We start from the raw sequence: 24836 nt of genomic DNA on the forward strand, positions 1-24836 counted from the left end.
GCTTGGCCGCCAATGAAAAGCGCCTGCAGCAATGCAGGCGCTTTTTTATGGTCACATCTTGCCGAGCCGGTTACTGGGCAACCAGATAGAGCTCCTTGCTGTAGACCACATCCTGCGGGTTAAGGTGGGGATAGCCTTTCACGAAAGGTTTGAGCAACCTTGATTTGACCGAGAAATAGATGGGGGCGATGGGGGCATCCGCATCAATGAGAGCCTCTGCCTGCTGATACAGGGCATTGCGTTCAGCGGGATCCAGCGAGTCGTGGGCCTTGGCCAGCAGGGCGTCGTACTCCTTGTTGAACCACTTGCCGCTGTTGGCGCTGCTGCTGGAGGTCATGATGTCGAGGAAGGTGGAGGCATCGTTATAATCCCCGTTCCAGCCATAGCGGCTAACCCCGAAATCCCCCTCGTTGAGTGCCGAGACCATGGTCTTCCACTCCATGTTGTTGAGGGTGGCAGTGACCCCTAGGTTGTGTTTCCACATGGAGGAGACGGCCAGCGCAATCTTTTTGTGGCTCTCGTTGGTGTTGTAGAGAATGTCCACTGTGAGTGGCTTGTCCGGGCCATATCCCGCTTCGGCCAACAGGGCTTTGGCTTGCTTGATCCGCTCCTCTTTGCTCTGCAGCTGGCTGGCCGGTTTTTTCAATTCAAAACCGTCCACAATGGGGGGCGTGAAGCTATATGCGGCAATTTGTCCCTGTCCCAGGATCTTGTCGGTGATGGTCTCCCGGTCGATGGCGAGCGAGAGCGCCTTGCGTACTTTCGGGTCATCGAACGGTTTGCGCTGGGTATTGAAGACATAGTAATAGCTGGCTAGCGTGGGGACGCTGACCAGTTCTTCCGGGCTCTTGCTCTTGAGCTGCTTGTACTGCTCCAGCGGATAAGTGGTGTAGTGCAGTTCACCGGTGCGATAGCGGTTGTAGGCGGCGGTTTCGGAGACGATCTCCAGATAGATCACCTTGTTCAGGACGGTGTGCTGGTTGTTCCAGTAGTGGGTATTGCGCTCGGCACTCAGCCGCTCGTTTGGGGTCCACTCCTTGAGTACAAAGGCACCGTTGGAGACGATATTGCCCGGTTTGACCCAATCCTTGCCGAATTTTTCAATGGTGGCCTTGGGGGCCGGGAACGTGGTGTAGTGGGCCAGCGTCTTCAGGAAGAAGGGAACCGGATTTTTCAGGGTGACCTGCAGGGTGTGGTCATCGAGCGCCTTGATCCCGAGCTCTGACGGGCTCTTCTTGCCCTGGGTCACCTCGCTTGCATTGACCACTCCGGTCAACTCGATAAACCAGGCGTAGTTGGAGGCCGTCTTGGGATCGGCCGCCCGTTGCCAGCCGTACACATAATCGGCGGCGGTGACAGGTTCACCGTTTGACCACTTGGCCTCGGGTCTCAGCTTGAAGGTGTAGACGGTACCTGTCTTGTCGACCTCGTAGCTGACGGCGCCTGCTGGTTTGATCTTGCCGGTATTATCCAGCTCATAGAGCCCTTCAAACAGATCGTTGACGATGGCACTACCGGCGGTCTCTTCCACCAGCTGGGGGTCGATGGTGGTGGGTTCGGTGCCGATATTGGTCACGTAGATTTGTTGGGCATCCGGCAGCAGCTTGGTACCGGCAGGCACCTGGGCAGCCCAGGCGGGAAGTGCAAACAGTCCGGCTACCATGCCGGCAATGAGAGTCTTGTTCATTGATAATCCTTGAGTTTTATTTGCTTCCAAAGCGAAATCAGTGTGCTGGATTGGCGATCGGATCTCAAGAGGCAATGGCTGAGGGAACGGCAGGCCCACCAGACTCCATTTTTAATGGCTCAAGGCCAGTCAGCTCATGGCTTGTCGCAGGTTATTGCCACGAATTAAGGGTCCGGAAGTTATCGATTGAAACCGAATGAAAAGCCTCTTTTACCATAACGTGAGGCGAAATAGCCTATTTAATAGGCCGCTTAATTCGCTGCAAAAACAAAAAACAGACGTTACATTAGGTTACAAATCAAGGCCGCCGGTGATCGGCATTTTTTTTGCCGATGCCTGCAAACGTTTTCAATGCCAACGGATGCGATCTAAAGGAACAAAAATGCGAAACATGATCACCATGGGTGAGTTCATCGTCAAAAAGCAGGCGGATTATCCTACCGCGACCGGCGAGCTGACCTCGTTGCTCAGCTCGATCCGCCTTGCTGCCAAGGTGGTGAACCGGGAGATCAACAAGGCGGGACTGGCGGATATCATCGGTTCCATGGGCGCTGAAAACGTACAGGGCGAGGTGCAGCAGAAGCTGGATGTCTACGCCAACGAACGCTTCAAGGCGGCGCTGGAAGCGCGCGGCGAGGTGTGCGGCATGGCCTCGGAAGAGGAAGAGGACTTCGTGGCCTTTGACTCGCCGCTCTCCAAAAACTCCAAGTATGTGGTACTGATCGACCCGCTCGATGGCTCCTCCAATATCGACGTCAACGTCTCGGTCGGGACCATCTTCTCCATCTACCGCCGTTTGAGCCCGCAGGGTTCGCCGGTGACCCTGGAGGACTTCCTGCAACCGGGCAACCGTCAGGTCGCCGCCGGTTATGTGGTCTACGGCTCCTCCACCATGCTGGTCTACACCACCGGTTTTGGCGTCAACGGCTTTACCTACGATCCCTCCATCGGCTGCTTCTGCCTCTCCCACGAGAACATCCGCATTCCGGAAGAGGGCAAGATCTACTCCATCAACGAGGGCAACTACATCAAGTTTCCGGACGGGGTGAAGAAGTACCTCAAATATTGCCAGGAGCGCGACGAAGCGACCCACAGACCCTACACCTCCCGCTATATCGGCTCCCTGGTCTCTGATTTCCATCGCAACCTGCTCAAGGGCGGTATCTACATCTATCCGTCCGGCACTAATTCCCCGAACGGCAAGCTGCGCCTGCTCTATGAGTGCAACCCGATGGCGTTTCTGGTGGAGCAGGCAGGCGGCAAGGCTTCCGATGGCTTTGGCCGGATCATGGATATCCAGCCCACCGCGCTGCACCAGCGTACCCCTTACTTTGTTGGCTCGACCAAGATGGTGGAGCGGGCCGAAGCCTTTATGCGCGAGTTCTCCGCCCATGAGGATCCAGCCAACCAGGGCTGATCGTCAGAGGTGTAGGTTGGTGCTGAGCGCAGTGAAGCCCAACATTTACTGGCGCGATTCCCTCTCCCCCTGGGATAGGGCAGGGTGAGGGGAATGGTTTTCACTGCCCCCCCCCTCATCCCCGACCCTTCTCCCACAAGGGGAGATGCTAGTCACCAGCCAACATAAACAAAACGGGAGCCAATGTGGCTCCCGTTTTAGTTGGCATTATCTCTCTGGCTCGCCGCCAGCGTTGCAGATATTCACAGGCTGTTGTTGGCCAGATCAGCCAGCAATCCATCCACCAGTTTCAGGCGCATGGCGCGGTCCTGGGTCGGCACCTGGAAACGCAGCCGGGTTGGCCCGTCCATCTTGTAGACCCGGGGCTGGCTGGAGAGCAGTTTGACCAGATAGGCCGGATTAACCTTGGTCTCCTGAGTGAAGTCGAGATAGCCGCCACGCTCGCTCATCTCCACCCGGCGAATGCCAAGGGCGGTGGCACGCTGGCGGAAAGCGGCCAGCTCCAGCAGAGTTTTGGTCGCCTCCGGCAACAGGCCGAAACGGTCGATCAGCTCCACTTTCAGTTCGCGTAGCTCCTGTTCGTCCGCCGCGCTCGCAATCCGCTTGTACATGGAGAGGCGCATGTTGACGTCCGGGATGTAGTCGTCCGGCAAGAGTGCTGGCAGGCGCAGCTCCACCTCGGTGTGCTGGCTCATCAGCTGCTCCAGCGAGGGCTCCTTGCCATTTTTCAGTGCCTCGACCGCCTGCTCCAGCATCTCCATGTAGAGGGTGAAGCCGACCGATTCGATCTGACCGCTCTGATCGTCGCCGAGCAGCTCGCCTGCGCCACGGATCTCCAGATCGTGGGTCGCCAGCGCAAAGCCAGCGCCGAGATCTTCGAGGGAGGCGATCGCCTCCAGCCGTTTGACCGCATCCTTGGTCATCAGCTTGGGATGGGGGGTGAGCAGGTAGGCATAGGCCTGATGGTGGGAGCGGCCAACCCGGCCCCGCAGCTGGTGCAGCTGGGCCAGACCCAGGTGATCCGCCCGATCCATGATGATGGTGTTGGCGCTCGGCACATCGATGCCGGTCTCGATGATGGTGGTACAAACCAGCAGGTTGAAGCGCTGATGGTAGAAGTCGGACATGATCCGCTCAAGCTCACGTTCGCGCATCTGGCCGTGGGCGATGCCGATGCGGGCCTCGGGTACCAGCTCCGCCAGATCGGTGGCGCACTTCTCGATGCTCTCGACATCGTTGTGCAGGTAGTAGACCTGACCACCACGCTTTAATTCCCGCAGCACAGCCTCGCGTACCACCGCCGGTTCATGCTGACGCACGAAGGTCTTGATGGCGAGCCGCTTGGCGGGTGGAGTCGCTATGATGGAGAGATCCCGCATGCCTGACATCGCCATATTGAGGGTGCGCGGAATAGGGGTGGCGGTGAGAGTGAGGATATCCACATCGGCCCTCAGAGCCTTGATCTTCTCCTTCTGGCGCACCCCGAATCTGTGCTCCTCATCGACGATGAGCAGCCCCAGATCCTTGAAGGTGAGTTCGGAGCCGAGTAGCTTGTGGGTGCCGATGATGATGTCCACCTTGCCTTCAGCCAATTCTTTCATCACAGCGCTCTGCTCCTTGGCGGAGCGGAAGCGGCTCAGCACCTCGACCCGCACCGGCCAGTTGGCAAAGCGGTCGCGGAAGTTGTCGTAGTGCTGTTGCGCCAGCAGGGTGGTGGGCACCAGCACGGCGACCTGTTTGCCGCCATGCACGGCCACAAACGCCGCCCGCATCGCCACCTCGGTCTTGCCAAAGCCTACGTCGCCGCACACCAGCCGATCCATACTCTTGGCCTGGCACATGTCCCCCAGCACCGCATTTATGGCGTTGAGCTGATCGTCGGTCTCCTCGAATGGGAAGCTGGCGGCAAACTGGCGATAGGCCTCTTTGTCGTGCTTGAAGGCAAAGCCGGCGCGAGCGGCGCGATGAGCGTAGACATCCAGCAACTCGGCTGCCACGTCGCGCACCTTCTCCGCCGCCTTGCGCCGCGCCTTGCTCCAAGCTTCGCCGCCGAGCTTGTGGCTGGGCGGGTTATCAGAACCGGTATAGCGGCTGATAAGGTGCAAACTGGTGACCGGCACGAACAGCTTGTCGCCGCCGGCATATTCGAGAGTCAAAAACTCGGTGGGCAGACCACCGGCGTCGATGGTTTCGAGCCCCAGATAGCGGCCGACCCCGTGATCCAGATGGACCACCGGCTGACCCTGGGTCAGCTCGCCCAGGTTTCTGATCACCGCATCGGAGCTTAAGTTTTTGCTCTTCTCTCGCGCCCGTTTGCTGCGCACCTTGCCGCCCAGCAGTTCGGTCTCGGTGATCAGCGCCAATGGATCCTGACCGGCCTCCTGCCACAGGAAGCCGCGCTCAAGAGGGGCAACCAGCAGGCCGTGGCGATCCTGGCTCGCCATAAAGGCGTCGAGGGAGGGGAACTCCTTGGGTTGCAGGGCGATGCGCGCCAGCAGATCGCCGAGCACCTCCCGCCGTCCTTCGGATTCCACCGCAAACAGGGTGCGCCCGGCAAAACCTTGCAGGAACTGGTTGAGCGCCAGCAGGGGTTGCTCATTGCTGTGATCGAGTTGCAGGTCCGGCAGCGCCTCGATGGGCAGATCGTGCTGACCAGCATCGCCCGCAGTTGCGGCCTCTTGCAGCCGTACCGCGCCATATTGGCCCAGAGAGGCAAAGAGCTGCTCCACCGGCAGATAGAGCTGGGCCGGGGGTAGCAGGGGGCGAGTGTTGTCCCAGCGTCTGTCTTCATAGCGCTGGCCGATATCGTTCCAGAAGCGCTGGGCGGCGGGGTAGATATCCCCCACGGTGAGCAGCAGGGTCTCTTCCGGCAGATAGTCAAACAGGCTGGCGGTCTGGTTGAAGAAGAGCGGCAGATAATACTCGATGCCGGCGGGCCAGCGTCCCTTGCTCACCTCCTGATAGACGGAACCCTCGGCCCGCGACAGCTCGAACTGCTCGCGGAACTGGCCGCGAAACAGTTCGATGGCCGCCTCGTCGGTAGGGTATTCCCGGGCGGGCAGCAGGCTGACTGTCTTGACCGGTTCGCTGGAGCGCTGGGTTTCGGGATCGAACGGACGGATGGAGTCCACTTCATCGTCGAAGAAGTCGATGCGATAGGGGCTGCTACTGCCCATGGGGAAGAGATCGAGCAGGGAGCCGCGGGCGGCAAACTCGCCGTGCTCCAGCACCTGATCCACCGCCACGTAACCCGCCTCTGCCAAGCGGCCGCGCAACTGTTGCAGATTGAGGCGCTGGCCGGCCTTCACCATCAGGCTGTATTTGTCGAGATAGACCTGGGGGGCGCAACGTAACATCAGGGTGGAGATGGGGACAATCAATACCCCCTTGCTCATCTGCGGCAGCTTGTAGAGAGTCTCGAGCCGCTGGGAGATGATGTCCTGATGGGGGGAGAAGGTGTCGTAGGGCAGGGTCTCCCAATCGGGGAACAGCAATACGGGGGCGGGCTGATCGGCTAGCTGCTTGTCTGCCAGCAGCTTGTCTGTCAGCAAATACTGCAGCTCCTGCTCCAGGCGCAGGGCGCTCGGGGTATCGGCGGTGATAAGCAGTACCGGCCCCTTGGCTTCACTGGTGAGACGGGCTGCAATCAGCGAGAGGCTACTGCCGACCAGCTGGCCGAGCGTGATCTTTTGGCCCGCTTTGGCGGGCAAGGCGGGGAGTGTCATTGGCATGGTTCGATTCTTTTAACGTTGACGTTATCTATCGCTGACGTTCGCTCTGGTTAGCGCTGACGCTCTTGGGCGCGCAGTTTGAGCTGTTTCGATTGCACGTGGAGGCTGGCACGAACCAGCAGTTCACGGTCATCTTCGCGGATCCGCACATAGTCGAGCTGCACATGGGTGCCATGTTCACCGCCGTCAAGCTGTTTGACCTGGCCATAGCAGTAGATGGCGGCCGCCTCTTCCCGCAGGAAGATCTTGAGGCGCACGATCTGGTGCAGGTGCGGCGCATCCCCGTGACCGTGATAGGGGTGCAGGTAAGTGAGCTGGCCAGCCCCGAAGCGCAAGGTGTGAAAGCGCTGCTCCGGATGGTCCTGCAGGGAGAGCACATAGCCCATGATCATGTCGATCTTGCGGGACTGCTGATTGACGATCTCGATCAGATCGTGCATCGACTCGTTCTGGTTGCGCAGCAAGCGGGTGGTCACCAGATCGATGGAGGTAATGGCCGAAGAGATCCGAAAGGGCTCCGGCAGCTCAGCGTCCAGCTCCTCCAGCGAGGGGAGGTGGAAGTCGGCCGGCATGGGGATCACATTGACCGGCGTGGCATGAGTGACGCTGAAGAACTGTTCCTGCATGGAGGCTATCCCTTGTTGTCATGGACGGTTTCCCTTTATTATCCGGTATCTTATTTTGTTGGCAACGTACATATCCTTGAAGACCGGACTTTTTCAGCCCCTTTCGCTGGCCATCGGCCTGCGTTATGCAGGCTCGAAGCGCAGCAATCGCTTCGTCTCATTTATCTCCCTGTTCTCTACCTTTGGCATCGCCATCGGGGTTGCCGCCCTGATGGTGGTCATTTCGGTAATGAACGGTTTCGAAGGGCAGCTCAAAGGGCGCATCCTCGGGGTGATCCCCCATGTGGTGGTGACCAATCAGGCTGGCCGCATTGATACAGACCCGCAAGGCTTGCCGGATCTGGCCAAATTACCCCATGTGGTTGCCTCGGCCCCCATGCTCGACAGCGAAGGGATGCTGCAAAGCCCCGGTCAGCTGACCGGGGTGAGCGTGCAGGGGATCGACCCTGCAAAGTGGCCCAAGGATGACATCCTCCATAGCCAGATGCTGGGGGGGCGACTCGATACCCTGCAGGCAGGCCACTACCGCATCGTGCTGGGGCAGGGGGTGGCTCGTCGCCTCAATGTCTCCATCGGCGATCAGGTTCGCCTGATCCTGACCGAAGGGACCCGCTTCACCCCGTTTGGCCGGGTACCGGCCCAGCGCCTCTTTACCGTCTCCGGTATCTTCGGGGTCGGCGCCGATGTGGATAACCAGATTGCGCTGATCGCGCTGGGGGATGCCCAGCGGCTGCTGCGTCTGCCGACAGAAACCGTCGGTGGCATTCGCCTCTGGCTCGATGATCCGTTTGCCGCTGACGAGGTGATCAAGACACCGTTGCCGGATGGGCTGCTATGGCAGGATTGGCGCCGCGAGCGGGGCGAGCTGTTCCAGGCGGTCGCCATGGAAAAACGGATGATGGGGCTGATGCTGGTGCTGATCATCGCCGTCGCCACCTTCAACATCCTCTCCGCGCTGGTGATGGTGGTGACGGACAAGGAGGGCGAAGTGGCCATCCTGCGCACCATGGGCATGAGTGAATCAGGGATCGTCAAAATCTTCATGGTGCTTGGCGCCTCCAGCGGGGTGATTGGTGCCCTGTTTGGCGGACTGGCGGGCCTTGCGCTCTCCCTGGGTCTCAACCCTCTGCTCAATGCGGTGGGGCTCAATCTCTATATGGCGGCGGGCGGCAGTGGCCTGCCGGTCATCGTCGAGCCGGCTCAGGTCATCACCATTTTGCTGGGCGCCGTGCTGCTGAGCTTCAGTGCCACGCTCTACCCGGCGGCCCGCGCTGCGCGGGTGAAACCGGCCGAGGCGCTGCGTTATGAGTAATGCCGTGAATAATGCATCTTCTGTTGTGACTGGTGCCCCCGTTGTTGCGGGTGCCAGCGTTGTTACCGAGGCAAGTGGAGCCCCTGTTATGAATGAAGCCGTATCCCGTGAACCTCTGCTGCGCTGTCAGGCGCTCAATCATGTCTATAAAGAGGGGGAGCTGGAGACTCAGGTGCTCAAGGGGATCGATCTCTGTGTCGCGCCCGGTGAAATGCTGGCGGTGGTGGGGAGCTCCGGCTCCGGCAAGACCACTCTGCTGCATCTGATGGGGGCGCTGGACAACCCCTCCAGTGGCGCCGTGCTGTTCAAGGGGGAGGATATCCACCATTGGGATAGCCGCACCCAGGCCCGTTTTCGCAACCGCGAGCTGGGCTTTGTCTACCAGTTCCACCACCTGCTCTCCGAGTTCAGTGCGCTGGAAAATGCGGCCATGCCGCTGCTGATCGCCGGTGAGTCGGTGGCGGTTGCCACCGAAAAGGCGACCAAAATGTTGGGTAGGGTAGGGCTCTCCCATCGCTTGAACCACCGTCCCTCCGAGCTTTCTGGTGGCGAACGTCAACGTGTAGCGATCGCCCGGGCGCTGGTCAACGAACCGAGCTTGGTGCTGGCGGATGAGCCCACCGGTAATCTGGATCACGCCAGTGCCACCGCGGTGTACGAACTGCTGTGTGAACTGAATCGTGAACTGGGCACTGCGTTTGTGGTGGTGACTCACGACTTGAGCCTGGCGGCCAAGCTCCATCGCCGGGTGACCCTGGTGAGCGGCGTGATGGCGGAGGTTGCCTGATGTTCAAACCGCTGCCCCTCTTTCTGGGCCTGCGTTACAGCCGCTCCCGCCGTCGCAACGGGTTTATCGCCTTTATCTCTGCCTCTTCCCTGATCGGTATCGCCCTCGGGGTGATGGCGCTGATCCTGGGCCTCTCTGCCATGAACGGTTTCGAGCGGGAGCTTAAAGACAGGGTGCTCTCGGTCGTGCCGCAAGGTGAGCTGGACGCCGTCGAGCGGCCGCTGCCGGATTGGCCGCGTCTGCGTGACTACCTGCTGGCCCAGCCGGGCGTTGAGGCGGCTGCCCCAGTCATTCGCCTCAATGGCCTGCTGGAGCATGGCTCCGCCCTCAAGGGGGTGCAACTGCGCGCGGTATTGCCGGAGCTGGAAGCCAATTTGTCGGATGCGGGCAAATACATGACGGGCCGCGGCCTGCGTGAGCTGCAACCGGGTGAACGTGGGGTGATTCTTGGCAAGACCATCGCCGACAAGCTGGGGGTCAAGGTGGGGGATTCAGTCGCCCTGCTGCTGCCGCAAGGGGGCGATCAGGCCGGGATCAAGAATCCTCGGCGCGAAGCCCTGACCGTGGTGGGGCTGCTGGAGATCGGCGGTCAGCTCGACGGCCTGCTCGGCTTTATGCATCTGGCCGATGCACAAGCGATCACCGGCATGGGCAGCGATGTGGAGGGTTTCAGCCTGCGGGTGAGCGATGTGCTTAATGCACAAAATATTACGATCGCCGCCGCGCAGCAGTTCCCCCATCACGTCTATATCCGCAGCTGGATGAACAGCCAGGGTTATCTCTATCAGGACATCCAGATGGTGCGTACCGTCATGTATGTGGTGATGCTGATGGTGGTGGCCGTCGCCTGCTTCAACATCGTCTCCACCCTGGTGATGGCGGTGAACGAGAAGCGCAGCGAAATCGCCATCCTGAAAACCATGGGGGCGAGCCCCGGCCAGATCCGGCTCACCTTCGTCATTCAGGGGATGGTCAACGGCATGGCCGGTGCCCTGCTCGGCGCCCTGCTGGGCGGGCTGCTTTCGAGCAAGCTGACCCAGATCCTGAGCGTTGTCGAAAAGCTCATCGGCCATCGCTTCCTCAATCCGGATATCTATTTCATCGACTTTTTGCCAACCGAGTTGCATATGCAGGATCTGCTCATCGTGACGGGTGCCGCCATCCTGATGAGTCTGGTGGCGACCCTCTATCCCGCCTGGCGGGCGAGCGGTCTGGTACCGTCCCGCGAGCTGGGTCACTGATGGGTTGCATCTAATCCGCTGATAAAGACGAAGAGCCCGCCGGTGTTAAACCGGCGGGCTCTTCTGTTTTCAGGTCATGTAGACTGGCTTAGTGAGCGTTGAGCTCATCGAGCGGCAGGGAGAAGCTGGCTACGAAGGTGTCGATAAAGTAGCGCATCTCATCGCTCATCCGCGCTGCCAGCATGGCCTCGAGGCGCTTGCGAGCCGGTTCGAACTCTCGGTTGCCCGCGTTGATCTCCTCCAGACACTTGGTATAGGCGCAGAGAGTGTCGGCATCCTTGACCAGTCTGGCCAGCTCGTCATCCTGGGCTGCCGAATCGAGCAGGGGGCGAAAGTCCTCCACCAGCTCCGGCGGCAGCATGCCAAGCAGACGCTGCTCGGCGGCCAGTTCTATCTTCTTGTACTCGCGGGCGATCTCGGGGTTGAAGTATTTGACCGGGGTGGGCAGATCGCCGGTCAGCACCTCGCTACTGTCGTGGTAGAGGGCCATCACGGCGGCGCGGTCGGCATTCACGCTGCCGCCAAACAGCCGGTTTTTGATGATGCCGAGGGCATGGGCCACCATGGCGACCTGCAGGCTGTGCTCGGCAATGTTTTCCGGCTGGATGTTGCGCATCAGGGGCCAGCGGTAGATGAGTTTCATGCGGGCGAGATTGGCGAAAAAGTGGCTGGGTAACATGATGGCCTCAACAAAAGAGAATAAAAAAGGGCAGACCCTAGTCTGCCCTTTTTTTCGTTGCAGGGCAGCGTCTGCCCGCGTATTTCCCGCAGTTAGCGGATATAGCGGCCCGATTCCGCCTCCTGGTTGGTCACAATCATCTGGCCGATAGGAGCCAGGCTGATCAGCGCCAGCTTGAGGTGCTGGATACCGAATGGAATACCGATAATGGTCACGAAGCAGGCCAGCGCGGAAGCGATGTGGCCGATGGCCAGCCAGACGCCGATCAGCACGAACCAGAGGATATTGCCAATCAGTCCCAGCGTGCCGGTGCCGATATCGCTCTGGCCGGTCATGGTCTTGCGATTGACCGCCTGCTTGCCAAACGGGAAGAAGGTAAAGGTGCCGATCACGAAGCAGGCACGTCCCCAGGGGATGCCGACCAGTGAGATAAAGCAGACAAGACCGGCCAGCCACCAGGCCAGGCCCATAAAGACACCTCCCAGTACAAACCAGAGCAGATTGAACAAGAAGCGGAAAAAGGCCATGTGAGTGACTCCAGATCATCAATTTGGTTGCCACCATAACGAGGGAGGGGGATGGACGCAATGGTTGATTGGCCCAATCGCCATTGGGCTGGTCAAATTGAGTCGCCGCCCGCAACGGTGGGCTGTTTTTCGGCGAAAGATGGGCAATAAAGCGGCGTTCGGATGAAAAAAGGTGAACAAACGCAAAATTGTTTCCATCGGATAGTTGAAGTCGGGCTCCTCTCTCCCCATATAAAGGGCAGTTTTGCACGAATTGTGCTTGCACGCCGCTCAATGTGGGGGATGTGTGGCTCGACTCGACCAAAGTGCGCCGCTATAATGCCGCGTCATATTTTCTCATCACAAAGACATATCGTTGTCTTTATAAACAGGAAGACTCCGGGCTTTGCCCAGGGGCAATAAAGGGTCAGCACACAGTGCTGAGTTGAACGAGGTAGAAGAATGCAAGTTTCTGTAGAGACAACCCAGGGTCTGGAACGCCGTCTTACCATCACTGTACCGGCCGCTACCGTAGACGCCGCTGTGCGTAAAGAATTGAATGGCCTGGCCAAAACTCGTCGCATCGACGGTTTCCGTCCTGGCAAGGCTCCGGTTGCCATCATCAAGAAGATGTTCGGCGCCATGGCTCACGCCCGCGTTGCTGATGAAATGATGCAGAGCAACTTCATCAAAGCCATCATCGAAAACAAACTGAGCCCGGCCGGTGCCCCAACCATGGATCCGAAAGAGATCAAAGAAGGTCAGGATTTCGAATTCACCGCCACTTTCGAAGTGTATCCGGAGTTCGAAGTTGCAGGTCTCGAGACCATCAAGGTCGAGAAGCCGGTTGCGACCGTGAAGGATGAAGATCTGGCCAACATGATCGACACCCTGCGCAAGCAGCACGCTACCTGGGCTGATGCCGATGTTGCCGCTGCCAATGGCATGCGTGTGACCATGGACTTCGTCGGTTCCATCGACGGTGAAGAGTTCGACGGCGGCAAAGCTGAAGGCTTCAACCTGGTGCTGGGCGCTGGCCGCATGATCCCGGGCTTCGAAGACGCCATCCTGGGCAAGAAAGCGGGCGACGAGTTCACCATCGAAGTGACCTTCCCGGCTGACTACCACGCTGAAAACCTGAAAGGCAAAGAGGCCAAGTTCGCTTCCAAGCTGATCAAGGTTGAAGAGCAGATCCTGCCTGAGCTGACCGAAGAGTTCGTGAAGCGTTTCGGTATCGAAAGCGGTTCTGTTGAAGAGCTGAAAGCCGAAGTGCGCAAGAACATGGAGCGCGAACTGGCTCAAGCCCTGAAAAACAGCGTAAAAGAGCAGGTTCTGAACGGTCTGGTTGAAGCCAACCAAATCGACCTGCCGAAAGCTGCCGTTGCTCAAGAGATCGACGCACTGCGTCAGCAGGCTCTGCAGCGTTTCGGTGGCTTCCAGGGCGGCAACGCTCCCGAGCTGCCGGCTGAACTGTTCCAGGCTCAAGCCGAGCGTCGTGTACGCGTAGGCCTGCTGCTGGGTGACGTGATCCGCACCAACGAGATCAAGGCTGACGATGCCCGTGTAAACAGCATCATCGAGTCCATGGCGACTGCCTACGAAGATCCGAAGGAAGTGATCGAGTACTACCAGAAGAACGAACAGATGCTGAACGGCGTTCGTAACCTGGCAGTAGAAGATCAAGCCATCGACCTGATCCTGTCCAAAGCGCAAGTGACCGAAAAAGAAGTTGCCTTTGACGAAGTGATCAACAAGTCTGGCGCCGCTGCCTAAGAACATTTGACTTAAGGTCAAGACTGTTAAGTATAATGGCTCGTGTGATCTCCACTCGGGCCATTTTATTTTAGGGACAATGCCTTATGTACAAGAACTATAACGATATGACCGATTCTCCCAGCAATGCGCTGGTCCCCATCGTGGTCGAACAGACTGCCAAGGGTGAACGTTCCTACGATATTTACTCCCGTCTGCTGAAAGAGCGGGTGATCTTCCTGACTGGTCAGGTTGAAGATCACATGGCCAATCTGGTGGTTGCCCAGTTGCTGTTCCTCGAGTCCGAGAACCCTGACAAGGACATCTATATCTACATCAACTCGCCGGGTGGTTCGGTGACTGCAGGTATGTCCATCTACGACACCATGCAGTTCATCAAGCCGGATGTCAGCACTGTCTGCATGGGGCAGGCCTGCTCCATGGGGGCCTTCCTGCTGGCCGGTGGCGCCAAGGGCAAGCGTTTCTGCCTGCCTAACGCCCGCGTGATGATCCACCAGCCGCTGGGTGGCTTCCAGGGTCAGGCATCTGATATCCAGATCCACGCCCAGGAGATCCTGAAGATCAAAAATACCCTGAACGAGCGCCTGGCGTTCCACACCGGTCAAGACATGGCTACTATCGAGCGTGACACCGATCGTGACAACTTCATGTCCGCCGAGCAGGCCGTGGCCTATGGTCTGGTAGACGGTGTCCTGAGCCAGCGTAGCTGAGCAGGGTGTCCCGGTCTGTTGTAAACTCAACAGGCCGATCCATCCTCTATTGATAAAACGAGGTTGCTGAATGACAGAGAAACGCAAGGGTGAGGGTGATAAGCTGCTCTACTGCTCTTTTTGCGGCAAAAGCCAGCATGAAGTGCGCAAGCTGATCGCTGGCCCTTCCGTCTACATATGTGATGAGTGCGTCGAGCTGTGCAACGACATCATCCGCGAAGAGATCCGCGAGATCTCTCCCAAGCGCGATGGTAACGAGCTGCCGACCCCTCATCAGATCCGCGCTCATCTCGATGACTATGTGATCGGGCAGGAGTACGCCAAGAAGGTGTTGGCCGTTGCCGTCTACAACCACTACAAGCGTCTGCGCAACAGCGGCGAAAACAGTGGTGTGGAGCTCGGCAAATCCAACATCCTGCTGATTGGCCCGACCGGTAGCGGCAAAACGCTGCTGGCCGAGACCTTGGCTCGTCTGCTGGATGTGCCGTTTACCATGGCCGATGCGACCACCCTGACCGAAGCCGGTTATGTGGGCGAGGACGTGGAGAACATCATCCAGAAGCTGCTGCAAAAGTGCGACTACGACGTAGAGAAGGCCCAGCGTGGCATCGTCTATATCGACGAGATCGACAAGATCTCCCGCAAGTCGGACAACCCCTCCATTACCCGCGATGTCTCCGGGGAAGGGGTACAGCAGGCACTGCTCAAGCTGATCGAAGGGACCATCGCTTCCGTGCCGCCGCAAGGTGGTCGCAAGCATCCGCAGCAGGAGTTCTTGCAGGTTGATACCTCCAAGATCCTCTTCATCTGCGGCGGTGCCTTTGCCGGTCTGGACAAGGTGATCGAGCAGCGTTCCGTGAAGGGAACCGGTATCGGTTTTGGCGCCGAGGTGAAATCCAAGGATGCCAAGGCCACCCTGAGCGAGACCTTCGCCAAGGTAGAGCCGGAAGATCTGATCAAGTATGGTCTGATCCCCGAGTTCATCGGCCGTCTGCCGGTGGTCGCGACCCTGACCGAGCTGGACGAGTCTGCCCTTATCCAGATCCTGAAAGAGCCGAAAAACGCGCTGACCAAACAGTACGCTGCGTTGTTCGATCTGGAAGGGGTTGAACTGGAGTTCCGTGACGACGCACTCAACGCCATTGCCCGCAAGGCGATGGAGCGTAAAACCGGTGCTCGTGGTCTGCGTTCCATCGTGGAAGCCGTGCTGCTGGATACCATGTATGACCTGCCTTCTCTGGAAGGGGTCAGCAAGGTGGTGATTGACGAGACCGTGATCAAAGGGGACTCTGCGCCCTTGATGATCTACGAAAATCCCGAAACCCAGGCTGCTGCATCAGAGTAAATGTCTGATTTTTAATCAAATGGAAGGGGCTTTTTGCCCCTTTCATGCTTTTTACGGTTTCGGCGATTGAATCTCATCTCAGCGCCCCCATATACTCAGCCAAGCGCTTTGCCAACGGTATAACAAGCCGAGAGGACATATATGAACCTAGAGCGTTCAGAACGCATCGAGATTCCCGTCCTGCCTCTTCGTGACGTGGTGGTTTATCCCCACATGGTCATTCCACTCTTTGTGGGGCGGGAAAAATCCATTCGCTGTCTGGAAGCGGCCATGGAGCAGGACAAGAAAGTTCTGCTGGTGGCCCAGAAGGATGCGTCAACCGATGAGCCGACTGTGGAGGAGATCTTCACCGTCGGGACAGTGGCCAATATTCTGCAGATGCTCAAGCTGCCGGACGGCACCGTCAAGGTGCTGGTAGAGGGTGGGCAGCGTGCCCGCCTGGAGCGGATGATCGACGACAAGGATTTCTTTGTCTGCGAGGCTCAGTACATCCCCTCCCAAGCTATTGAGGAGAAGGATCAGGAAGTACTGGTTCGCTCAGCCATCGGCCAGTTTGAAGGCTATATCAAGCTCAACAAGAAGATCCCGCCCGAGGTACTGACCTCGATATCGGCGATCGACGATGCTGCGCGTCTGGCTGACACCATGGCGGCCCACATGCCGCTCAAGCTGGAAGACAAGCAGAAGGTGCTGGAGATCGTCTCTGTCTCCGAGCGCATCGAATTCCTGATGGCGATGATGGAGTCGGAAATTGACCTGCTGCAGGTTGAGAAGCGCATCCGTACTCGCGTCAAGAAGCAGATGGAAAAGAGCCAGCGCGAGTATTACCTCAACGAGCAGATGAAGGCCATCCAGAAAGAGCTGGGTGAGCTGGAAGATAGCCCGGATGAGTTTGAAGCCCTCAATCGCAAGATTGAAGAGGCTGGCATGCCGGAAGATGCCCGTGAAAAGGCCCAGGCCGAGCTCGCCAAGCTGAAGATGATGTCTCCCATGTCCGCCGAGGCTACCGTGGTTCGCAGCTATGTGGACTGGATGGTACAGGTGCCGTGGAAGGCGCGCTCCAAAGTCAAAAAAGACCTTGGCAAGGCGCAAGAGGTACTGGATGCCGACCACTATGGCCTCGAGAAGGTCAAGGATCGCATCCTCGAATATCTGGCGGTACAGGCACGGGTGAACAAGCTCAAGGGCCCGATCCTTTGTCTGGTTGGCCCTCCCGGTGTGGGCAAGACCTCGCTGGGCCAATCCATCGCCAAGGCGACAGGCCGCAAATATGTGCGGATGGCCCTCGGTGGGGTGCGTGACGAAGCGGAGATCCGCGGTCACCGCCGTACCTATATTGGTTCCATGCCCGGCAAGCTTATCCAGAAGATGGCGAAAGTCGGCGTGAAGAACCCGCTGTTCCTGCTCGACGAGATCGACAAGATGAGCTCGGACATGCGTGGCGATCCCGCATCCGCCTTGCTGGAAGTGCTTGATCCGGAACAGAACAACAGCTTCAACGATCACTACCTGGAAGTGGATTATGACCTGTCGGACGTCATGTTCGTGGCCACCTCCAACTCCATGAACATCCCGGGCCCCTTGCTGGACCGGATGGAAGTGATCCGCCTCTCCGGTTACACCGAAGATGAGAAGCTCAACATTGCCAAGCAGCATCTGGTTGCCAAGCAGATCCAGCGCAACGGCCTGAAAGCCTCCGAGATCACCATCGAAGATTCTGCCTTGGTCGGAGTGATCCGCTACTACACCCGTGAGGCGGGTGTGCGGAGTCTGGAGCGCGAGATCTCCAAGATTTGTCGCAAGGCGGTCAAGCGTATCCTGCTGGACAAGAGCATCAAGCATGTTCAGGTCAATCAGGAGAACCTCAAGGAGTTCCTCGGGGTGCAGCGTTTTGATTACGGCAAGGCCACCGACCAGAACCAGGTGGGTCAGGTGTGTGGTCTGGCGTGGACCGAAGTGGGGGGCGACCTGCTCACCATCGAGACCACCAACATGCCGGGCAAGGGCAAGCTCACTTATACCGGTTCCCTCGGCGACGTAATGCAGGAGTCCATCCAGGCGGCCATGACGGTGGTACGGGCCCGTGCCGAGAATCTGCGCATCAATGCCGACTTCTACGAGAAGCGCGATATCCATGTGCACGTACCGGAAGGGGCAACCCCGAAAGATGGTCCGAGCGCCGGTATCGCCATGTGTACCGCCCTGGTCTCCAGCTTGACCGGTAATCCGGTTCGTGCTGATGTGGCGATGACAGGGGAGATCACCTTGCGCGGCGAAGTGCTGCCCATCGGTGGTCTCAAGGAGAAGTTGCTGGCAGCCCACCGTGGCGGCATCAAGCGAGTGCTTATTCCGAAAGAGAACGAGCGTGACCTTGAGGAGATCCCGGCAAACGTCAAACAAGACCTTGAAATTTATCCGGTTCGCTGGATTGACGAGGTGCTGGAACTGGCGTTGCAGGACAATCCACAGGGGTTTGAGCGCGTTTCTGTCGTGTAAATGTTGATGCGCCGCAAATTTGGCGCATTCGGCGGGTGGTTAAGGCTTGCATGCGCCCGATAACGGAAGTAGCCTTGACCACCGATCGGGTACTCGTGATGAGTCGCAATGCGTTGTGTGGCGCGGGTTTGCGCCAGATTGTCACTTGCAACTGATCAGGAGGCTTGCTATAAAACCTCCACTTGTTGTGGCCAGGGAAATCAGCGCCGCAGCGGTGTTTGATAAAAGGGGAATATAAGAGTGAATAAATCTCAACTGATTGACAAGATTGCAGACGGTGCCGATATCTCCAAAGCTGCCGCTGGCCGTGCGTTGGATGCCTTCATTGATGCTGTTGGTGAAGCGCTGAAAGAGGGTGACCAGGTTGCTCTGGTTGGTTTTGGTACTTTCGCTGTACGCGAGCGTGCTGCCCGTTCAGGCCGTAACCCGCAGACTGGCGCGACCATCGAAATCGCTGCTGGTAAAGTTCCTGCCTTCAAAGCCGGTAAGGCCCTGAAAGACGCTGTTAACTAAGTCGGTCGCTGATATCCGTCGGCTACCGTCCTTGGTCGCAGACCAGACAAGTTAGAGAGTCTTCTCTCATACTGATTGACCAAGGCGCATCGCAATCGGTGCGCCTTTTTATTGTTTACGCCCATCGAGTTCGGGAGCATAAGTACAAACATGATGTTGGATAAACTACGCGAAGGGGCGCAGGGCAAGGTAGCCAAGGTTATCTTGGGCCTGATCATCCTCTCCTTTGCCTTGGCTGGTGTAGGTAGTTACCTGAACGGCCCGGCCCGTACCGCCCCCGCCACCGTCAATGGCACCGAGATCAGTGCTGCGGCACTGGAAAATGCCTACCGTAACGAGCGCGCCCGCATGGAATCCCAGATGGGAGAGGCATTCAGCCAGCTGGCCGCGAACCCCGATTACATGAAACAGTTCCGCCGCGGCGTGCTGGATCGGCTGATCGATCAGGCGCTGCTGGACAGCAAGGCTCGCGAGCTGGGTCTGCGCGTCAGCGATGAGCAGATCAAGCAAGCCATCGTGGCCATGCCGGAGTTTGCCGAGAACGGCAAGTTCAACAATGACCGCTATCTGCAACTGATCCGTCGTGCTGGCATGACTCCCGAAATGTTCCGTGACTCCCTGCGTCAGGACATGGTGCGTCAACAGTTGATGAGCGCCCTGCTGGGCACCGAATTCTCCCTCAAGGGTGAAGCGGAGCAGCTCGACAAGCTCTACAACCAGACTCGCGATCTGCGTCTGGTGCGTCTGGCTGCTGCCAACTACATGGCTGACGTTCAGGTCTCCGACAACGAGCTGGAGCAGTACTACAAGACCAATGGCGCCCGTTTCATGAACGACGAGCAGGTCAAGGTCGACTATCTGCTGCTGGACGCTGCCAACCTCGCCAAGGATATCAAGGTCACCGAGCAGGATGCCCAGGATTACTACGATCAGCACCAGGATCTGTTCCAGCGTGCCGAGCGTCGCCACGTGGCTCACATCCTGATCCCGTTTGGCAAGGATGAGAAAGCGGCCGAGCAGAAAGCAGAAGCCGTGCTGGCCAAAGCCAAGGGGGGTGATGATTTCGCTGCGCTGGCCAAGGCTGACTCTTCCGATACCTTCTCTGCCAAAAAAGGCGGCGAGCTGGACTGGTTCGAGAAAGGGGTGATGGATCCGGCCTTCGAGAAAGCCGCGTTCGCCCTGAACAAGGCTGGCGATCTCTCCGGCGTGGTGAAGAGCCCGTTCGGTTTCCACATCATCAAGCTGCTGGGGGTTGAAGCAGCCCAGACCAAGCCGTTTGCCGATGTGAAAGAAGAGACCATCACTCGTCTGCAAGCTGACAAGGCCAAGGAGAAGTTCTTCGCCGAGCAGCAGAAGATGGCTGACAACAGCTTCGAAAACCCGGACTCGCTGGATCTGACCGCTGATGCCATGGGGATGAAGGTTCAATCTTCCGATTTCTTCACCCAGGCGACTGCTCCGGCTCCGCTGAACGATCCCAAGGTGCTCTCCGTGGCGTTTTCCGAACAGCTGCGCGATGACAACACCAACTCCGACGTGATCGAGCTGGCTGACGGCAAGGCGCTGGTGCTGCACATCACTGGTCACAAGCCCAAAGCGGTCAAGCCGCTGGCCGAGGTGAAAGAGCAGGTGATTGCCGCCATCAAGCATGACAAGGCTAGCGAAGTAGCCCGTGGCAAGGCCCAGGGCCTGCTGGACAAGCTGAAAGTCGGTGAGAGCATCACCGCCGATCTGACTGCACTCGGTCTGAAAGTGGAGACCCACAAAGGGGTTGCCCGCTTCGATCGCGAGCTGGATCAGAACCTGATTGCCCAGGCGTTCACACTGCCTCATCCGGTCGACGGCAAGCCGAGCGTGGCTCTGGTTGCCGAGACCAATGGTGACCGCGTTGTAGTTGCGCTGGACAAGGTCAACGTCCCTGCCGCCGCATCCGGTATGGCCGCCATGCTGCAAGCTCAGCTGGGTCAGGGCAAAGCCCAGGTGGATTACAAATCTCTGATCGACGAGTTGCGTAAAGCGGCCAAGATCGAGTACTTCACCAGCGTGGAAGCGACCGTCGAGTAATCGTCAGTTCAATTCAGTGAAAACGGCTCCTTGATGGAGCCGTTTTTTTATCTGTGGGCGAGGGGAATAATCAAGCCCAGCTCCCAGTGATCGCTGCGCAGCCGTAAGCCATATCAGTCGCCATAAACATGAGATATAAAAAAACCGGCACATAAGTGCCAGTTTCTCATTGCTAGCTTGTGCTGCGCAGGGGTTACACCACGCCCTGGGTGCGCAGGTAATCCTCGTAGGTGCCGCCGAAGTCGCGGATGCCATCTTCGGTCAGCTCTAGGATACGGGTCGCCAGAGAGGAGACGAATTCGCGGTCGTGAGAGACGAAGATCAGGGTCCCTTGGTAGAGCTCCAGTGCCATGTTCAAGGATTCGATGGATTCCATGTCCAAGTGGTTGGTCGGCTCATCCATGATCAGGATATTGGGGCGCTGCATCATCAGCTTGCCGAACAGCATGCGACCCTGTTCACCACCGGAGAGCACCTTGACCGGCTTCTTGATGTCGTCCTGGGAGAAGAGCAGACGACCCAATACGGAGCGCACAGCCTGCTCGTCTTCGTTATCCTGTTTCCACTGGGCCATCCAGTCGAACACGTTGAGGTCGGTATCGAAATCTTCGGCGTGATCCTGAGCGTAGTAACCGATCTGGGCGTTCTCGGACCACTTGATGGTGCCGGTATCCGGTGCCAGTGCGCCGACCAGGGTCTTGATCAGAGTGGATTTACCGATACCGTTGGTACCCAGAATGGCGACCTTCTCGCCCACTTCCATCATCATGTTGAGGCCCTTAAACAGGGGACCGTCGCCATAACCCTTGGATACACCTTCCACTTCCAGGATGTTGCGATAGAGCTTTTTGTCCTGCTCGAAGCGGATGAATGGGTTCTGGCGGCTGGAGACCTTGACGTCCTCAATCTTGATCTTGTCGATCTGCTTGAGACGAGAGGTCGCCTGACGGGACTTGGAAGCGTTGGCGCTGAAACGGGAGACGAAGGATTGCAGATCGGCGATCTGGGCCTTCTTCTTGGCGTTGTCGGCCAGCAGACGCTCGCGCGCCTGGGTGGCGGCCAGCATGTAGTCGTCGTAGTTGCCCGGGTAAACGCGCAGCTCGCCGTAGTCCAGATCCGCCATGTGGGTACAGACGGAGTTCAGGAAGTGACGGTCGTGAGAGATGATGATCATGGTGCTTTCACGTTCGTTTAGCACCTGCTCCAGCCAGCGAATGGTGTTGATATCCAGGTTGTTGGTCGGTTCGTCCAGCAGCAGGATGTCAGGGTTGGAGAACAGCGCCTGTGCCAGCAGCACCCGCAGTTTCCAGCCTGGGGCCACTTCGCTCATCGGGCCGTTGTGCTGCTCAAGGGGAATGCCGACACCCAGCAGCAGCTCGCCTGCACGCGCTTCAGCGGTGTAGCCGTCATATTCGGCGACCAGACCTTCCAGCTCGGCGGCCTTCATATAGTCTTCGTCGGTGGCTTCGAGGTTGGCGTAGATGGCATCGCGCTCGGCGATGGCCGCCCACAGCTCGGTGTGACCCATCATGACCACGTCCAGTACGCGCATATCTTCGTAGGCGAACTGATCCTGACGTAGCTTACCGATGCGCTCGTTGACGTCCAGGCTCACATTACCGCCAGTGGGCTCCAGATCACCGCCGAGGATCTTCATGAAGGTGGACTTGCCACAGCCGTTGGCGCCGATAAGGCCATAGCGGTTGCCGCCGCCAAACTTGACGTTGATGTTCTCAAACAGCGGCTTGGCGCCGAACTGCATGGTGATGTTGTTGCTACTTAACAAGGTATGTGTCCCGATTGGTCTGTCAAATGGCGCGCATTATGGCACAGATCCCCCGAAAGTTTTAGCGAGAAGTGTGATCTTGATCGGGGCAAGCGGGGCGTGCAGCCGATTGATGGGCAATAAAAAAAGCCGGCATGAAGCCGGCTTTTGCGTGATGGCTGCCCGTTAGTGGGAAGTGGCGCCAGAGGCACCCAGCCCGGTCTGGGAGCGAACGAACTGCGGCAGGAACTTGGCATGTTCGTCGGCGGCGTTCTGGGAGCTGTCGGTGATGGAGAAGAACCAGATCCCGATGAAGGCCAAACCCATGGAGAAGAGGGCAGGGTATTCGTAGGGGAAGATGGCCTGGGCATGGCCCAACACTTTCACCCACACGGTCGGACCCAGGATCATCAGGGTCACTGCGCTCGCCAATCCCAGCCAGCCACCGTAGACGGCGCCACGGGTGGTCAGGCGTGACCAGAACATGGAGAGGAACAGCACCGGGAAGTTGCAGCTGGCGGCGATGGAGAAGGCCAGACCGACCATGAAGGCGATGTTCTGCTTCTCGAACAGGATCCCCAGACCAATGGCAACCACACCCAGCACCAGAGTCGTCATCTTGGAGACGCGCAGTTCATCAGTCTCGTTGGCCTTGCCCTTCTTCAACACGCTGGCATAGAGGTCATGGGAGACCGCAGAGGCACCGGCCAGGGTCAATCCGGCGACTACCGCCAGAATGGTGGCAAATGCCACGGCAGAGATGAAGCCGAGGAACAGACTTCCACCCACTGCATCAGCCAGGTGGACGGCTGCCATGTTGGTGCCGCCCAGCAGGGCGCCGGTGGCATCCTTGAAGGCCGGGTTGGTGCTCACCAGCAGGATGGCGCCAAAACCGATGATGAAGGTGAGAATGTAGAAGTAACCGATAAAGCCAGTGGCGTAGAACACCGATTTACGCGCCTCTTTGGCATCGCTCACGGTGAAGAAGCGCATCAGGATGTGGGGCAGGCCGGCGGTACCGAACATCAATGCCAGACCGAGCGAGATGGCGGAGATGGGGTCGGAGACCAGCCCGCCCGGGCTCATGATTGCGGAGCCTTTCTCGTGCACTTTGACCGCTTCGCTAAACAGGGCGCCGATGTCGAAGTTGACTGACTTCATCACCATGATGGCCATGAAGCTGGCACCGGAGAGCAGCATCACTGCCTTGATGATCTGCACCCAAGTGGTGGCCAGCATGCCGCCAAACAGCACGTAGAGCACCATCAGGATACCGACCAGCACCACGGCCACATGGTATTGCAGGCCAAACAGCAGCTCGATCAGTTTGCCAGCACCGACCATCTGGGCGATCAGGTAGAGGGCGACCACCACCAGCGAGCCGCAGGCGGAGAGGGTACGCACTTCAGTCTGCTTGAGGCGGTAGGAGGCGACATCGGCGAAGGTGTACTTGCCGAGATTGCGCAGCCGTTCGGCGATCAGGAACAGAATGATGGGCCAGCCCACCAGAAAGCCGATGGAGTAGATGAGGCCGTCATAGCCGGAGGTGTAGACCAGCGCGGAGATCCCGAGGAAGGAGGCGGCGGACATATAGTCACCGGCGATGGCCAGACCGTTCTGGAAGCCGGTGATACGGCCACCGGCCGCATAGTAGTCGGAAGCCGAGCGGTTGCGCTTGGAGGCCCAGTAGGTGATGAACAGGGTAGCGGCCACAAACACCAGAAACATCACGATGGCGGCGACATTAAGGGGCTGACGCTCCACGGCGCCAGAGATTGCATCGGCCGCCAGCAGGGGAGAGGAGGCCAGTGAGGTCAACAGCAGCAACTTGCCTTTCATGATTGCACCCCTTTGAGGATCTTCTGGTTCAGTTCATCAAACTCGCCGTTGGCGCGAAAGACATAGACGCCGGTCAACACGAAGGAGGAGAGGATCAATCCTACCCCGACAGGAATGCCGCGAGTAATGGTCGACCCTTCGCTCAAGGGGGTGCCGAGCCAACCGGGGGCAAAGGCGATGAGCAGAATAAACGCCAGGTAGAGTCCCAGCATCAGAGCCGAGAGGGCCCAGGCAAAACGCTGGCGCTTGGCGACCAGCTCCTGGAAGTTGGGATCTTGCTGGATCCTCAGATAGCTTTGCTGTTCCATTGCAGTTCTCCATGACATGAGTGTCAGCGGTGGATGG

18 protein-coding genes are annotated in these 24836 nt (G+C 58.4%); 10 read left to right on the top strand and 8 right to left on the bottom strand.

The features are described from left to right. Positions 1–70 precede the first annotated feature (70 nt). Entirely contained in the window at positions 71–1687 is a 1617-nt protein-coding gene (locus tag G5182_RS00690) for a peptide ABC transporter substrate-binding protein (RefSeq protein WP_124929635.1), read from the bottom strand. A 382-nt stretch (positions 1688–2069) separates the two neighbouring features. Here G5182_RS00690 and fbp point away from each other — a divergent pair, with 382 nt between their 5' ends. Further along, positions 2070–3104, top strand: a complete 1035-nt coding sequence (gene fbp / locus G5182_RS00695) for a class 1 fructose-bisphosphatase (protein ID WP_005336993.1) — start codon at positions 2070–2072, stop codon at positions 3102–3104. 242 nt (positions 3105–3346) lie between these two features. Here the strand turns inward: fbp and mfd are convergent, their stop codons facing one another. Continuing rightward, positions 3347–6829, bottom strand: a complete 3483-nt coding sequence (mfd, locus tag G5182_RS00700) for a transcription-repair coupling factor (RefSeq protein ID WP_421254137.1) — start codon at positions 6827–6829, stop codon at positions 3347–3349. 56 nt (positions 6830–6885) lie between these two features. Further along, positions 6886–7461 (bottom strand): hypothetical protein, encoded by a 576-nt coding sequence (locus G5182_RS00705; RefSeq protein WP_064336238.1) that lies wholly within the window; start codon positions 7459–7461, stop codon positions 6886–6888. 76 nt (positions 7462–7537) lie between these two features. On the opposite strand from G5182_RS00705, the gene G5182_RS00710 reads away from it, so the two are divergent. The 3 genes from G5182_RS00710 to lolE all read left to right on the top strand — a co-directional run bounded on the left by G5182_RS00710 (position 7538) and on the right by lolE (position 10801). Next, the gene (locus tag G5182_RS00710; protein WP_421254073.1) at positions 7538–8773 is read left to right on the top strand and encodes a lipoprotein-releasing ABC transporter permease subunit; all 1236 of its coding nucleotides are present in this window, start codon (positions 7538–7540) and stop codon (positions 8771–8773) included. 88 nt (positions 8774–8861) lie between these two features. Continuing rightward, positions 8862–9560, top strand: a complete 699-nt coding sequence (gene lolD / locus G5182_RS00715; protein ID WP_005336988.1) for a lipoprotein-releasing ABC transporter ATP-binding protein LolD — start codon at positions 8862–8864, stop codon at positions 9558–9560. Continuing rightward, positions 9560–10801 (top strand): lipoprotein-releasing ABC transporter permease subunit LolE, encoded by a 1242-nt coding sequence (lolE, locus tag G5182_RS00720; RefSeq protein ID WP_421254074.1) that lies wholly within the window; start codon positions 9560–9562, stop codon positions 10799–10801. Before lolD ends, lolE begins: the two co-directional genes overlap by 1 nt. An 88-nt stretch (positions 10802–10889) precedes the next feature. Here the strand turns inward: lolE and yfbR are convergent, their stop codons facing one another. Next, positions 10890–11480 (bottom strand): 5'-deoxynucleotidase, encoded by a 591-nt coding sequence (gene yfbR, locus G5182_RS00725; RefSeq protein WP_047436789.1) that lies wholly within the window; start codon positions 11478–11480, stop codon positions 10890–10892. 92 nt (positions 11481–11572) lie between these two features. Further along, the gene (locus G5182_RS00730) at positions 11573–12007 is read right to left on the bottom strand and encodes a YccF domain-containing protein (RefSeq protein ID WP_005336982.1); all 435 of its coding nucleotides are present in this window, start codon (positions 12005–12007) and stop codon (positions 11573–11575) included. A 441-nt stretch (positions 12008–12448) separates the two neighbouring features. Here G5182_RS00730 and tig point away from each other — a divergent pair, with 441 nt between their 5' ends. The 6 genes from tig (at position 12449) to ppiD (ending at position 20887) form a co-directional block, all read left to right on the top strand. Continuing rightward, positions 12449–13759: a trigger factor gene (gene tig, locus G5182_RS00735; RefSeq protein ID WP_005345092.1), complete on the top strand. Its 1311-nt coding sequence runs from the start codon at positions 12449–12451 to the stop codon at positions 13757–13759. Between the two features lie 86 nt (positions 13760–13845). Continuing rightward, a complete protein-coding gene (gene clpP / locus G5182_RS00740; RefSeq protein ID WP_005336979.1) occupies positions 13846–14469 on the top strand; it encodes an ATP-dependent Clp endopeptidase proteolytic subunit ClpP in 624 nt (207 codons plus the stop codon). Positions 14470–14539: 70 nt separating this feature from the next. Beyond that, positions 14540–15814 (top strand): ATP-dependent protease ATP-binding subunit ClpX, encoded by a 1275-nt coding sequence (gene clpX, locus G5182_RS00745; RefSeq protein WP_005336977.1) that lies wholly within the window; start codon positions 14540–14542, stop codon positions 15812–15814. Between the two features lie 141 nt (positions 15815–15955). Next, a complete protein-coding gene (lon, locus tag G5182_RS00750) occupies positions 15956–18310 on the top strand; it encodes an endopeptidase La (protein ID WP_227340692.1) in 2355 nt (784 codons plus the stop codon). A 240-nt stretch (positions 18311–18550) separates the two neighbouring features. Next, positions 18551–18823: a nucleoid-associated protein HU-beta gene (gene hupB, locus G5182_RS00755; protein WP_005315375.1), complete on the top strand. Its 273-nt coding sequence runs from the start codon at positions 18551–18553 to the stop codon at positions 18821–18823. 150 nt (positions 18824–18973) lie between these two features. Next, complete coding sequence (gene ppiD, locus G5182_RS00760) at positions 18974–20887, top strand: peptidylprolyl isomerase (protein WP_227340691.1); 1914 nt, start codon at positions 18974–18976, stop codon at positions 20885–20887. 193 nt (positions 20888–21080) lie between these two features. On the opposite strand, the gene G5182_RS00765 is transcribed toward ppiD, so the two are convergent. From G5182_RS00765 to G5182_RS00775, 3 genes are all read right to left on the bottom strand, one after another. Then, positions 21081–22673: an ABC-F family ATPase gene (locus G5182_RS00765; protein WP_069527276.1), complete on the bottom strand. Its 1593-nt coding sequence runs from the start codon at positions 22671–22673 to the stop codon at positions 21081–21083. Positions 22674–22838: 165 nt separating this feature from the next. After that, positions 22839–24491 (bottom strand): cation acetate symporter, encoded by a 1653-nt coding sequence (locus G5182_RS00770; RefSeq protein WP_040068108.1) that lies wholly within the window; start codon positions 24489–24491, stop codon positions 22839–22841. Continuing rightward, a complete protein-coding gene (locus G5182_RS00775; protein WP_040068110.1) occupies positions 24488–24799 on the bottom strand; it encodes a DUF485 domain-containing protein in 312 nt (103 codons plus the stop codon). The genes G5182_RS00770 and G5182_RS00775 overlap by 4 nt, the downstream gene beginning before the upstream one ends. Positions 24800–24836: the final 37 nt, after the last annotated feature.

It is taken from the genome of Aeromonas sp. 600948, from assembly GCF_049174875.1.
Lineage (GTDB): Bacteria > Pseudomonadota > Gammaproteobacteria > Enterobacterales > Aeromonadaceae > Aeromonas > Aeromonas veronii_A.